The organism is Azospirillum sp. P4_B5 (assembly GCF_056402275.1).
In genome coordinates, this window is the sequence record NZ_JBFUHT010000006.1 from 153,289 (window position 1) to 166,188 (window position 12,900).

The window sequence follows — 12,900 nt, forward strand, 5'->3', positions numbered from 1 at the left end:
TCCCCCCCCATCAGTTCCGCAGCGGCTTGCCGGTGGTCAGCATGTGCTCCACCCGGTCGATGGTGCCCTCGGTGCGCACCAGTTCCATGAAGGCCTTGCGCTCCAGCGCCAGCATCTGGTCCTCGGTCACCGGCTGGGTGACGTCGGCCTTCGGTCCGCCGGTCAGGATTCCGGCCAGCTTGCCGCAGACCACCATGTCGTGCGGCGTCGCCTTGCCCTGAAGCGCGAAGCCTTCGAGGAACAGCTCCAGCGCGGCCCGACCGTTGGGGCCGGGGAGCGTGTAGGTGACCGTCTCCGGCGGGGTGTAGTCCGCCGCCAGCTCCAGCGCCTTGGCCTTGGCGTCGGCCAGCAGGCGGTCGCGGTTCATGGTGATGCCGTCGCCGGTACGCAGGTACAGCAGGTCCTTGGCCTCCGCCGCCGACTTGGCGACCTTGGCGAGGCTGATGGTTTCGAAGGCCCCGGCGATGGGCGGCATCGGCCCCTTCGGCGTGCGCGGGTTGGCGGCGTGGCGGGCCAGCATCTCCGTGCAGCCGCCCCAGCCGGGGATCAGCCCGACACCGACCTCGACCAGCCCCATGTAGGTCTCGGCATGGGCCTGCACATGGTCGGAATGCAGCAGGATCTCGCAGCCGCCGCCGAGCGCCATGCCGCTGGGCGCCGCCACCACCGGGAAGGGGGCGTATTTCAGGGCGCGGTAGGCGCGCTGCCCGCCCTCCACCAGCTCCTCGATCTGCGGCCACAGCCCGACGTTCAGGGCGAACAGGGCAAGGCCGAGATTGGCGCCGACCGAGAAGTTGTCGGACTCGTTGTGGATGACCAACGCCTTCCAATCGCCTTTCCCATCCCCGATCAGCTTCATCGCCTTGCCGTAGGCGGCCATGACGTCACCGTCCAGCGCGTTCATCTTGCTGGTGAACTCGACGCACAGCACGCCGTCGCCGATATCCCAGAGGCTGGCCGAGCCGTTCTTCCACACCGGCTTCGACGCCCGCTTGATGTCGGACAGCAGCAGAACGCCGTCGGGACGCACCACCGTGTCGTAGAAGCCGGCGGTGGTCAGGTGCTGGAGCTTGCCGTCCTCCACCCGGTAGAAGGGCCGCCCGGCGGCCTGCTCGACCAGCGGCGGGACGGGAATGCCCTCGCTGCGGCAGAGGTCGGCGAACCAGGCGGTGCCCAGCCGGTCGATCAGCTCGAACGGACCCTGCTTCCAGTTGTAGCCGAGCCGCATCCCCTCATCGACCGCGACGATGCTGTCGGCGATCTCCGGCACCAGCGACGCGGCGTAGGCCAGCGTGTGGGCGAGCACCCGGCGGGCGTATTGGCCGGTCTTGTCGGGGAAGTCGGCCAGCGCCCGCAGGTCGCGCCCGGCGGTGGACACGCTCTCCAGCCGCGGCTTGTCGGAGCGGCGGTAGGCGCCGGTGGACAGGTCGATGGCCTCCTTGACCTTCGCCCCGCCATCCCGGTTCAGGCGGTAGAATCCGCCCTTGCCCTTGCGGCCCGTATAGCCCTCCGCGATCATCCGGGTGATGACCGGGTGCTCGCGGAAGGCGGCGCGGTAGGGGTCGTTGTCCGGCAGGGTCGCCAAAAGGCTCTTGGCGATGTGCGGCATCAGGTCGAGCCCGACGAGATCGACCAGGCCGAACACGCCGGTTTTCGGGATGCCCATGGGGCGGCCGATGATGGCGTCGGCCTCCTCCACTGTCAGGCCGAGATCGACGGCGGCGTTGATCGCCGTCTGGATCCAGTAGACGCCGATGCGGTTGGCGATGAAGCCCGGCGTGTCCTTGCAGCGGACCACGCCCTTGCCCAGCGCGCGGTCGCAGACGTCGGCGACGGCGGCCAGCGCATCGGGCCGGGTGGCCTCGCCCCCCACGATCTCCAGCAGCCGCATGTAGCGCGGCGGGTTGAAGAAGTGGGTGATCAGGAAGTCGCGCCTGAAGGCGTCCGACTGTCCCTCGACCAGCACGCCCAGCGGGATGGTCGAGGTGTTGGACGACACCACGGAACCGTCCTTGCGCACCGGGTCGATGCGCCGGTAAAGGTCGGCCTTGACCGACGGATTCTCCACGATGGCCTCGACGATCCAGTCGACGTCGGCCAGCAGGGCCAGATCGTCCTCCAGATTGCCCGGAGTCACCAGCTTGGCGTTCTTCGGGTGCATGAAGGGCGCGGGGTCGGTCTTCAGGAGCCTCTCGACGGCCCCCTTGGCGATGGCGCTGCGGTCGTCACCCTCCTTGGCGGGGATGTCGAGCAGGACGACGGGGATGCCGGCGTTCGCGAAATGGGCGGCGATGCCGCTGCCCATCACGCCGGAGCCGATCACGGCGGCGCGTTTGATTTCCATGGTCGTTGCCTCCCTGTCCCGCCGCCGTCAGACCGCTTCCAGGATGGTGGCGATGCCCTGGCCGCCGCCGATGCACTGGGTGGCGAGAGCGAATTGCTTGCCCTCACGCTTCAGAAGGGCCGCGGCCTTGCCGGTGATGCGGGCGCCGGTGGCGCCGAGCGGGTGGCCGAGCGCGATGGCGCCGCCATCCAGGTTCACCTTGGCCGGGTCGATGTCGAGGTCGCGCATGCAGGCGATGGCCTGGGCGGCGAAGGCCTCGTTCAGCTCGATCACGTCGATGTCGCGGATCGACAGGCCGGCGCGCGCCAGCGCCTTCTGCGCCGCCGGGACCGGGCCGAGCCCCATCACCTCCGGCGCGCAGCCGGCCACCGCGACGGAGCGGATGCGGGCGAGGATCGGCAGGCCGTTGGCCTTGGCGTAGGCCTCCGTCGTCACCAGCACCGCCGAGGCGCCGTCCGTCAGGGGGGAGGAGGTGCCGGCGGTGACCGAGCCGTCGGCCAGGAAGGCGGGCTTCAGGCCGCTCAGCGTCTCCCCGCTGGTGCCGGGGCGGATGCAGCCGTCGCGCTCCACGAGGCCGGCGGCGGTCTGGATGGCGACGATCTCCTCGGCGAGGCGCCCGGCCTGCTGGGCCGCGGCGGCCTTGGCGTGGGATTCGGCGGCCATCGCCTCCTGATCGGCGCGGGAAATCTCGTAGCGGCGGGCGACATTCTCCGCCGTAACGCCCATCGAGCAGTAGGCTTCAGGGTAATGGTCCTTCAGGCCCGGATGCGGCAGCGGGTTGTAGCCCATCATCGGGACGCGGCTCATCGACTCGATGCCGCCGCACAGGAAGACCTCGCCCGCCCCCATCTGGATGGCGCCCGCCGCCTGATGGATCGCCTGCATGGAGGAGCCGCAGTAGCGGTTGATCGTTGTGGCCCCGGCGGTCAGCGGCAGCTTCGCCAGGAAGGACACGGTGCGGGCGATGTTCATGCCCTGCTCGCCCTCGGGGAAGGCGCAGCCGACGACCACATCCTCGATGTCCTGCGGGTTGACGCCCGTGCGCTCGACCAGCGCCGCGACGACGTGGGCCAGCAGGTCGTCGGGACGGACCTTCGCCAGTTCGCCCTTGTTGGCGAAAGCGAAGGGGGAGCGGGCGTAGCCAGCGATGACGACCGGATTTGCGGGCGTGGTCAAAGGCGCCGAAGTCATGGTTGCGTGTCCTCCGTGGTCTGCGTCTCCGTGATTCCGTTCTTGCGGAAATGGTCGGAGATCTGGGTGTCGATGATGCGCAGCTCGCCCAGCGTCTGCTGGACGTCCTGGAGTTGCCGTTCCAGGTCGGCGATGCGGCGGCGGGCGATGCGCTGCATGAAGCGCATCTGCTCCTTCTGGATCTCGTCCGCGTCGTAGAGGGTGAGGAATTCCTTGATCTCGGCGAGGCTGAAGCCCAGCCGCTTGCCCCGGCAGATCAGCGCGAGTCGCGCGCGATCGCGGTGGCCGTAGACGCGGGCGGTGCCGTCGCGCTCCGGCGCCAGCAGCCCTTCGTCCTCGTAATGGCGGATGGTGCGGTGGGTCAGCCCGAATTCGTCGGCCAGTTCACCGATGGCGAAGAAGCGTCCGGCACCGTCCGCCCCGGGCTCCACCCCGGCGTCGGCGCGCGTGCCAAGCCCCATCAACCTTGCGGGTTGCGACATTCCCCACCCTCCCTCGATCGTCATTAGTTGACGTTTACGTAAAGGTAAGGCCCTTGCCATTTGCTGTCAAGCGGGCAGCCCGCTCCCCTTCGGGCGCCCTCCCGATGGCTTTTCGGGGTGCGGCGCGGGCGCGCTGTGACAGCATGCCACGGGCGATGAGCCTCCCCAGCTATGGCAGGCTCGGGGCATTCAAAAACATGCCGCCGGCAGACCCGGGCCAGGAATGGCCGGGCGCAACGGACGGTTACAGGGCAGGACAAACCGGAGTCACGGCAAACAGGGTTGGGACAGCCGATGTCGTCGCGCGCCATCGTATCGCTGGGCGTCTGGATACTCGCCATGGTGCTGATCGGCACCCTGACGGTCGGGGTCGCGTTGCTGTTCTACGTAGCGCTGACCGCCTTCTTCGCGGTCGTTGTGGCCATCCTGATGCTTCTCACCCGGCAGCGCGACGACGAGCACAAAAAGATCGTCTAAAAAAGTCAGTTCAGGAAAAGCAAAAGCCCCACCGCCCGCGCGCGGCGGACGATGGGGCTTTCTTGTTGGGTCCGCCTACTCCGGCAGGACGCGCAGGCGCGACGCGGCGGTGCGGGCCGACTGGTGCGGGCGATAGAGGTCTTCCACCGTCGCACCGGGCTGGGCGTAGTCGCCGGGCGTCACCGCACGAACCAGATAGACCAGCCGGAAGCGCGGCGCCTGCTTGGTCATGTCCAGCGCGGCGACGAACCGGTCGTCGCGGTAATCGACGGCGCGCGGCGCGGTCAGTTCGCCCAGCCAGGACAGGTCGCCCAGCGGCGCCCCGCCCCCGGCGAAGCGGGCGGCCTCGATCTCGAAGCCGGCGGGCAGCGGATCGGACACCAGTACCTGCCGGTCCACCGGATCGGCGGCGCTGCCCTCCAGGATCACCACCAGCCGGTCGTTCGGGCGGACGGCGCCCGGATCGGCGGGGCGGCCGGTCATGTCGAACAGGCTGCGGGTCACGGTCATGCCCTGCTCCTCCGCCCCCGGCGCCGCATCGGCGATGCCGGAGACCGAGAGGATCTGGCGCAGCGGCTCGCCCCCGGCGTTGCGGATGGCCGGCGGGGCGGCCGGATCGATGCGCTGGAACAGCGGCTTGACGCCCTCGGCGACCTGATCGGCCCCTTGCGCGTCCTTCTGGGCGATCTTCATCGACGGCGCCCGGTCGATCAGCGTCTTTGCCGCTTGGAGAAGCCACGCCTGCTCCTGCACGCCGGTGGTGCGGACGGCGGCGTAGGTCTTGGACAGGCGCTCGGTCGCCTGGGTCAGGCGCTCCCGCTCGACCACGCCGCTCTCGCCCATCAGCGCCACCACGCCGGCCTCGTCGCGCAGCGACGAGCCGTAGTCGCGCAGGCTGGCCGACACGACGCGGGCGCCGGACAGCCGCCCGAAGGCTTCCGCCGCGCGGTCCTTGTCGCCCAGTGCGGCGATGGCCGTGGCGACCTGGGCGCGGGCAAAGTCGGTCTGCAGCTTGTCCCAGAAGGTTTCCTGGAAGTAGCGGACCGCACCGGCGTCGATCATCTTGGCGCGGGCCAGCACATAGAGCGCGTAGGCGCGGGCCGGCTGCTCGTCGGCCTCCACCCAGGCGTTGTCGAGCGCGCCGCGCAGCCCGTCCAGCCCCTTGCGGTAGGGGCCTTCCGGCACGCGGTAGCCGGCGGCCTTGGCGCGGCCCAGGAAGTCCAGCGCATAGGCGGTCAGCCAGGAATCGGCCTCCCCCTTCGGCGACCAGGCGGCGAAGGCGCCGTCCATCCGCTGGAAGGTCAGCACGCGGTCGACCGACCGCTGCACCCGCGCCTTCACCCGCTCGTCCGAGGCGACGCCCAGCGCCACCGCCACGTCGCCCAGCGACAGCAGGGGCAGCGCGCGGCTGGCCGTCATCTCCAGCCCGCCGGGGCCGCCGCGCTCCAGCGCGGTCAGCAGGCCGGGCACATCGAGGTCCGGCAGGTTGCCGAGCGACAGCGCCGCCGTCGCGGTCTCCGGCCGCAGGCCGTTCAGCAGGTCGGCGGGCAGTTCGACGCTGCGCTCCGGGGCGAGCATGGAGGCGGTGCGGCGGGTGACCAGCAGCGAGGCCGGGCGCACCGGGATTTCCCACTGGCGCGTGATGCGCAGGCCGTCCGGCCCGGTCACGTCCAGCGCGATGTGGCCCGTGCCGACGCCGTTGGCGGTCAGGACCCGCCCGGCGGTGGCCCGCTTGCCCTTGCCCAGTTCGGGCACGGCGATGGTCCCCTCGCCGAGCGACACGGCGCCGCTGGCGATCAGGGAGATGGTGTAGGCGCCCGCCGGTCCCCCGACATTGTCGAGCGTCACCGGGACCACCGCCCGGTCCCCCGGCGCCAGGAAGCGCGGCAGGCCCAGGTCGGCAAGCACCGGATCGGCGACCAGCATGGAGGATTCGGAACGGCCCAGCTTGTCCCCGCTCCAGGCCACGGCCATCAGGCGCAGCCGGCCCTGGAAGTCGGGGACGTCCAGCGGCACCGCCACCTTGCCCTCCGGCCCCACGGTCAGCACGCCGGAGAACAGGGAGACGACGCGCTCCGACTTCTGCGGAACGGTGACGCCGACCTGACGCAGCCGCGGAGCGGCGCCGGGGCGCGGGCGGGCGGCGTCGAGGACCGCCGGATCGATCAGCCGCCCGAAGGAATCGCGCAGCTCCACACCCAGGCGGCGCTTGCCCAGATAATGGTCGATGGGATTCGGCGAATGCTGGTCGGTGAGCTGGAGCACGGCGTCATCCACCGCGGCGACCGTCACATAGGCGGGCTGGCCCTCCGGCGCGCCCTCCACAACCACCTCGGCGGTGACGGAGCGGCGGGGCTCGGTCTGCGCCGGAGCGGCGACGCGCACGTCCAGCGCCCGCTCGTTCCCGTCCACCGCCAGCCAGGACAGGCCGACGGCGCGGCGCGCCACGCCCTTCGACGGGCCGCCCGCGGCGTCCGGCGCGCCGAAGGCGGTCGCCAGCACATAGACGCCGCCGGTCCAGGTCGGATCGACGGGGATTTCGAGGAAGGCCCCCTCCGGCCCGATGCGGCGGGTGGAGGCGTGGCGGATCTTGCGGTCGGCGACGGTGATCAGCACCTCGCTGTCGTAGGGCGGCTTGACGTAGACCCAGGCGGTCTCGCCGCCCTTGTAGGCGGGCAGCATCACGGTCACGTCCACCTGATCGGGACGCTCGCCGGCGGTCGGGGTCATCCACCAGCCGGCGGCGAAGCGCAGGCTGCTCGCCACGCCGGTCTTGGAGTCGAACACCTCCAGCCGGTAGCGCCCGGCGCCCACCGGGGCCTCCAAGGAAGCCGGCTTGGCCGCCTGGACGGCGAGCGTGCCGCCGGTCACCCGCTGGTCGCGCACCGTGACCTTGTAGTCCCAGCGCCCGTTCGCCTCGAACCACGCGTAGTCGTACTCCTCCTCGAACAGCTCGTAGGAGAGGTCCTCCTTGTCCATCGGCTGGCCGTCCGGCCCGACCGCCACCACGTCGAATCCGGCGGTGGCGCCTTCCGGCACGCCGTCGCCCTCGAAGCGCGGGCGGATGCCGACGGCGAAGGGCTGGTGGCGCACCGGCAGGACCAGATCGCGGCTGACCGAGCGGCCCCCGATGTCCAGCAGGGTGGCGCGGACCACCGCCTCCAGCGGCTTGGTGCTCTCCGGCGCCTTGGGCAGCGCGAGATCGGCCTTGGCCTGCCCGTTGCGGTTGGTCGTGAAGCCCGGCATGTCGCTGCGCAGCGGCTTCACCTCCTCCTGCGTGAGGCCGAAGCGGTAGCCGGGCAGGTTCGGGTAGGGGTTCGCCGCGGCGCGCAGCGTCACCGCCAGTTCGCCCGGCAGGCCCGCCGCCGGGGCGCCGTAGAGGAAATGCCCGTCGATGGTCAGGGTCGTCTTGCCGTCCGCCGGAAGCTCCGCCGCCTCGGCGGCCAGGGCGACCTCAAGCCGCGGCGGCACGAAGTCCTCGACCAGGAACTCGGCGCGGCCCAGCACCGGACCCATGGTGTTCGGCTGGCTCCCGGCCTCCGGCTCGCCGTGGACGGTGACGGCCCAGGTGCCGGTCATGGCGTTGGCCGGGATCTCGACGCGGGCGGCGAAGCTGCCGCCGCCGGATTCGGCGAGCGGGCGGCGGTCCACCTCGAAGCCGTCCGGGCGCTGGATCTTCAGCGTGACGGGACGGCCGGTGACCGGCTTGGCGTCTGCGTCGCGCAACAGCATCGCCAGATGCACCGTCTCGCCGGGGCGGTAGATGCCGCGCTCGGTGTAGAGGAAGGCGTCGGGCTGGCCGGGGACCGGACGCGCCGGGACCACCGCCGCGACCCCGCCCGGCGCCGCGTTCGGCGCCCCGGCCGCCGGAGGCGCGTTGGCCAGCGTCGGCGTCACGAGGTCGAGGAAGCCGAAGTCCCCCGCCCCGCGGTAGGCGAACAGCGCCTGCACCGGCTCACGCCCGGCGGCGCGCAGGGCGGTGAGGTCGAAGCGCGCCAGCCCGTCCGCACCGGTCAGCGCCTTGCCAAGCTCCTCGTTGTTGCGGGCGAGCAGGCGCAGCTCAACGCCGGCCTCCGGGGTCGCGCCCTTGACGGAGCGGGCGAAGACGACCAGCGCGTCCTCGCCGGTGATGGCGTTCAGACCGAGGTCGGAGACGACGAACCACTGGGTCGCCTTGTGGTCCCAGCCGCCGGGCTTGATGTCCTCGGTGCTGGCCACGGCGATGTAGACGCCGGGCTCCAGCCGGCCCAGGACGGCGTCGATCGGAAAGGGCGTCAACACCGCCTGGTTGCGGCTGTTGCTGATCGCCATTTCCCCGCGCCACACTTCCTGACCGGAGCGGTCGAGGATCTCCCCCACCTCGTGGTCGGACATCTGCTGGCCGATGCGGCCGAAATAGATCTTCTCCACCAGACTGCGGTCGTTGATCCGCAGCACCTGGAGCTTCGCCCGGTCGAGGTTGATGGAGCGCAGCGGCAGCCCGTCGGCGCCGATGCGCGGCAGGATGTAGCCGGCCCCGCGGAAGGCCAAGGCCGGCTTACGGTTCGGCACGTCGATGTCGCGCGCGTCGGGATTGGGCAGGCGCTTCCCGTCGCTGCCCGGCAGCCCGTCGCGCAGGGTGATGCGGTAGCTCTGCCCGTGCTTCAGCCCCTCGACGCAGAGCGTGCGGTCGCGGGCGACGGCGGTCCCGTCGAAGGCCGCCCCACCGCCTGCCGCGACGACCTCCACATAATCGCGGTAGTTCACCGCGCGCGACTTCTCCAGCCGGTCGGTGAAGGTGAAGCAGGCCTGCGGCACGTCGCGCTCCGCCACCACCTCGGCGGAGGAGACGCCGAAGGGCACCGGCTCGGGCGGCGCGTCGGCGGCGATGACGGGGGTTGAGGACGCGACGAGGACGGCACAGACACGCGCCACTGCACGCAACATTCGATCTTCCCTGGACCAGCCGCCCGGCGCGGCGCGCGCGGGCCTATGCGAAAACGTCGGGCCTGCGAAAGCACCGCTATCGGCAAACCGGCGCGGAGTATGCCGAAGCGCCCCTGGTTTCGCCACGGCTTTGCGGCGCCGCCCGGAAAATCCCGCAGGGTGGATGGGATGTGGATCGGGCTTGGGATGGAACGGGGATCAGCCGGCGAATTCCAGCGTGAACTGGCTGCCCTCGCCGGGTCGGCTGTCGATGCGCAGGCGCCCGCCATGGGCCTCCATCAGCGACTTGACGATGGACAGCCCCAACCCGCTGCCCTGCCCCGGAAGCGCCACATGCACCGCGGGTTGCCCGAAGGGCTCCGCCGCCTGATGCAGTTGTTCCGGCGTCATGCCGATGCCGTTGTCCGTCACCCGGACGCGGCACCCGCCGTCCGCTCCGCCGCCGACCGTCACCAGGATGCGCCCGCCGTCCGGCGTGAAGGTGATGGCGTTGGCCAGCAGATTCAGGAGCATCTGCCTCAGGGCCCGCTCGTCCGCCGTAACGCCGTGATGGCCCGGCTCGACGTTCATGTCCAGCCGGATGCTCTTGGCGTCGGCCTGCGGCGCCACCATGCGGAACGCCCACTCGACGACCGGAGCGACGTCGAGATCCTCCGGATGCAGGGGCAGCGTCCCCGCCTGGAGCCGCGACAGATCCATGATGTCGTTGATCAGCCCCAGCAGATGCCGCCCCGATTCGTGAATGTCGCGGGCGTAGTCGGCGTAGCGTCCCCCGGACTGCGGACCCAGCATCTGATCGCGGATGATCTCCGAGAAGCCGAGGATGGCGTTCAGCGGGGTGCGCAGTTCATGGCTGACGCGGGCGAGGAAATTGCGGTTCAGCGCCAGCGCGGCGCGCAACCGCTCCGCGGTGCGGTGCTGCACCAGAAGGAACAGCATCACCAGCAGGATGGACACGGTCAGGATCGCCGCCAGCAGGAACAGCGTGTTGCGCAGGTCGGCCACTCCCGCCTCGATGTCTTCCCGCGCGACGCCCACCGTCGCGACCAGCGGATAGCTCTCCACCATGCGGTAGGCGAAAGCGCGCAGGACGCCGTCGGTCTGCGACTCCTGCCAATAGACGCCAGCGAGCGACCGGCCCAACGCCTCCCACAGGCGGGACTGGGGGATGGCGAAGCCGACCGCCTCGACGCCCCGCGAGGCGCCGCGGGCACGGATCATCTTGTCCATCCCGATCAGGGTCACCGCCCCCTGAGGCCCCAAATTCGCCTGCTGGTAGAACTCCGCCAGGATGTCGGGGTCGATGTTGGCGATCACGATGCCTGCGAAGCCGCCATCCCCATCGGTCAACCGCCGGCTGAGGCGCAGCAGGGGGCCGCCGCCGGTCGTTCCGGGAAAGGGCGTTCCGATGTGCATCAGGTCGCGGCCGGTGCCCTGGTGGAAGGCGAAGGCCGTCTCGTCCCGCTCGTTCATCCGCCCGCCCGGCCCTTCGCTGCGCAACAGCACGGTTCCGTCGGCGTCGAGCACGGTGAAGTGATGGATCAGCGTCGGATCGTAGAGCGTCTGGTCGAGGAAGTTGCGGATGCCGGGCAGGCCGTTCTCCCCGAATTCCAGCGCCAGGGAGCGCAGCGTGATGTCCACCTCGTGCACCGCGCGGTGGGTGCTCTTGGCGAAGGCCCGGACCATGACCTCGGCCTTCGCCACCGCTTCCCGCGTCTGGCCGTCCAGCAATTCGCGCGTCACCTGCGCGTAGGCCCCCCAGACCACCGTGATCGCAACGGCGGCAATGGCGAACACGCACCAGCGGAACGAGATCGGCAGACGCATCCCGGTCTTTCCACAGGCGGTCCACCGGGGCGGATCCGGACGATGATCCGTTCCGGCCCGGTATCGACCCTAGAGGACTAGGGGTATCACGCCACCGAAGTCTCCGGCAAGCCCCTCCATCCAGCGTTGACGGCGGAGGCCTTCATATCATTTCCGCGAGAAGTGTGCCCTCAACCGTTCAACCGCGCCGTCGAGGATTTCGTCCCTCTTGGAGAAGCAGAAGCGTACGAAGCTTCGCGGCGCGTCCTGGACGAAGAAGGCACCGACGGGGATGGCCGTCACCCCGGCCTCGGCGGTCAGACGGCGGCAGAAGGCCTCGTCGTTCCCGTCGAAACCGAAGGGCGACACGTCGGCGACCACGAAATAGGTGCCGGCGGACGGCAGCACCTCGAACCCCACGGCGCGCAGCCCGTCGGCCAGCCGGTCGCGCTTGGCCTGGAGCCCGCCGGCCAACCCGGCGAAATAGGCGTCGTCCTTGCCCAGCCCATAGGCGACCGCCGTCTGAAGGTTGGGCGGCGTGGTGAAGGTGATGTACTGGTGCGCCTTGGCGACGGGCTGGAGCAGGTGGGGTGCGCCGGTGACGTAGCCGACCTTCCAGCCGGTCAGCGAGAAGGTTTTGCCGGCGGAACCGATCTTCAGGCAGCGGTCGCGCATGCCGGGCAGCGTCATCAGCGGAATGTGCTGACGCCCGTCGAAGACGATGTGCTCGTACACCTCGTCGCAGACGGCGAAGGCGTCGAAGCGCTGGACGAATTCCGCCAGCAGTTCCAGTTCCGCGCGGGTGAAGACCTTGGCGGCGGGGTTCAGCGGGTCGTTGATGAGGACGAGCTTGGTCTTGGGCGAGAAGGCCGCCTCCAGATCCGCCCGCGTGAAGCTCCAGTCCGGGGCCTTCAGGCTGACGAAGCGCGGCACGCCGCCGGCCAGCCGGACGATCGGCAGGTAGCTGTCGTACATGGGCTGGAACAGCACCACCTCGTCGCCCGGTTCGATGAGGCCGAGCAGGCTGGCGGTGAGCGCCTCGGTGGCGCCGGAGGTCACCAGCACCTCGGTCTTCCAATCGATGTCCAGCCCGTAGAACCGCTTGCCGTGGGCGGCCAGCGCCTGCCGCAGGTCCGGCGTGCCCATCATCGGCGGGTATTGGTTCCACCCTTCGAGGATGGCCTTGGCCGCCACGTCCAGCACGTCGGCGGGACCGCGCTCATCGGGAAAGCCCTGGCCAAGGTTGATCGCCTTGTGCTCGTCCGACAGGCGGGACATCACCTCGAAGATCGTGACCGGGAGGTCGAGTTCCCGCCGACCAAGGAAGCCTGTCTTCGGTTCTCCGGAATTTTGCATCGAACACCGTCGGTGTGGTTGGGTGAGTTCCGTGGTGGCTGATCGGTGACCGGCCGGATCGGGAGGGCGCCGCCCGTCTCGGATCGCGGATCGAACGGGCGGATTCCGGCGGTCGTCGCAACAGCCTTGTTCCGGCTTGCCTTATCGACGGATTGCAGCCGTTCGTCCAGCGCCTCGGCGGGGTTTTCCCAGCCGAGGCGCTTGCGTGGCTTCCTGCTTCCGGATCATGCGACGGGCACCGGGGAGGTGGCAGGGCCAGCCGGACGCGGCGAGCGTCAACAGAATCCCTGCCCGCCCGTGTTGGGTCCGTCATCAACG

At 70.3% G+C, this 12,900-nt stretch carries 7 protein-coding genes; 1 reads left to right on the forward strand and 6 read right to left on the reverse strand.

The window, feature by feature from the left end:
- Nucleotides 1–10: 10 nt before the first annotated feature.
- The 3 genes from AC1DVI_RS06800 to AC1DVI_RS06810 are packed head-to-tail and all read right to left on the reverse strand — an operon-like array spanning nt 11 to nt 4,017.
- A complete protein-coding gene (locus AC1DVI_RS06800; RefSeq protein WP_476957278.1) occupies nt 11–2,344 on the reverse strand; it encodes a 3-hydroxyacyl-CoA dehydrogenase/enoyl-CoA hydratase family protein in 2,334 nt (777 codons plus the stop codon).
- Between the two features lie 27 nt (nt 2,345–2,371).
- On the reverse strand, nt 2,372–3,535 hold the full coding sequence (locus AC1DVI_RS06805) for a thiolase family protein (RefSeq protein ID WP_476957279.1): 1,164 nt from the start codon (nt 3,533–3,535) through the stop codon (nt 2,372–2,374).
- Nucleotides 3,532–4,017, reverse strand: coding sequence for a MerR family transcriptional regulator (locus tag AC1DVI_RS06810; RefSeq protein WP_476957280.1), 486 nt, complete (start codon nt 4,015–4,017; stop codon nt 3,532–3,534). The genes AC1DVI_RS06805 and AC1DVI_RS06810 overlap by 4 nt, the downstream gene beginning before the upstream one ends.
- Before the next feature lie 282 nt (nt 4,018–4,299).
- Here AC1DVI_RS06810 and AC1DVI_RS06815 point away from each other — a divergent pair, with 282 nt between their 5' ends.
- The gene (locus tag AC1DVI_RS06815) at nt 4,300–4,494 is read left to right on the forward strand and encodes a hypothetical protein (RefSeq protein ID WP_476957281.1); all 195 of its coding nucleotides are present in this window, start codon (nt 4,300–4,302) and stop codon (nt 4,492–4,494) included.
- Between the two features lie 75 nt (nt 4,495–4,569).
- Here AC1DVI_RS06815 and AC1DVI_RS06820 read toward each other — a convergent pair whose 3' ends face one another.
- The 3 genes from AC1DVI_RS06820 to AC1DVI_RS06830 form a co-directional block, all read right to left on the reverse strand.
- Nucleotides 4,570–9,420 (reverse strand): alpha-2-macroglobulin family protein, encoded by a 4,851-nt coding sequence (locus AC1DVI_RS06820; RefSeq protein ID WP_476957282.1) that lies wholly within the window; start codon nt 9,418–9,420, stop codon nt 4,570–4,572.
- Nucleotides 9,421–9,618: 198 nt separating this feature from the next.
- Nucleotides 9,619–11,247 (reverse strand): sensor histidine kinase, encoded by a 1,629-nt coding sequence (locus AC1DVI_RS06825; protein WP_476957283.1) that lies wholly within the window; start codon nt 11,245–11,247, stop codon nt 9,619–9,621.
- 147 nt (nt 11,248–11,394) lie between these two features.
- Entirely contained in the window at nt 11,395–12,582 is a 1,188-nt protein-coding gene (locus tag AC1DVI_RS06830) for an aminotransferase (protein ID WP_476957284.1), read from the reverse strand.
- Between the last annotated feature and the right edge of the window lie 318 nt (nt 12,583–12,900).

Bases quoted from the DNA above. Each gene is read 5' to 3' on its own strand.
- AC1DVI_RS06800 (WP_476957278.1), bottom strand. From the start codon at position 2,344: ATGGAAATCAAACGCGCCGCCGTGATCGGCTCCGGCGTGATGGGCAGC.
- AC1DVI_RS06805 (WP_476957279.1), bottom strand. From the start codon at position 3,535: ATGACTTCGGCGCCTTTGACCACGCCCGCAAATCCGGTCGTCATCGCT.
- AC1DVI_RS06810 (WP_476957280.1), bottom strand. From the start codon at position 4,017: ATGTCGCAACCCGCAAGGTTGATGGGGCTTGGCACGCGCGCCGACGCC.
- AC1DVI_RS06820 (WP_476957282.1), bottom strand. From the start codon at position 9,420: ATGTTGCGTGCAGTGGCGCGTGTCTGTGCCGTCCTCGTCGCGTCCTCA.
- AC1DVI_RS06825 (WP_476957283.1), bottom strand. From the start codon at position 11,247: ATGCGTCTGCCGATCTCGTTCCGCTGGTGCGTGTTCGCCATTGCCGCC.
- AC1DVI_RS06830 (WP_476957284.1), bottom strand. From the start codon at position 12,582: ATGCAAAATTCCGGAGAACCGAAGACAGGCTTCCTTGGTCGGCGGGAA.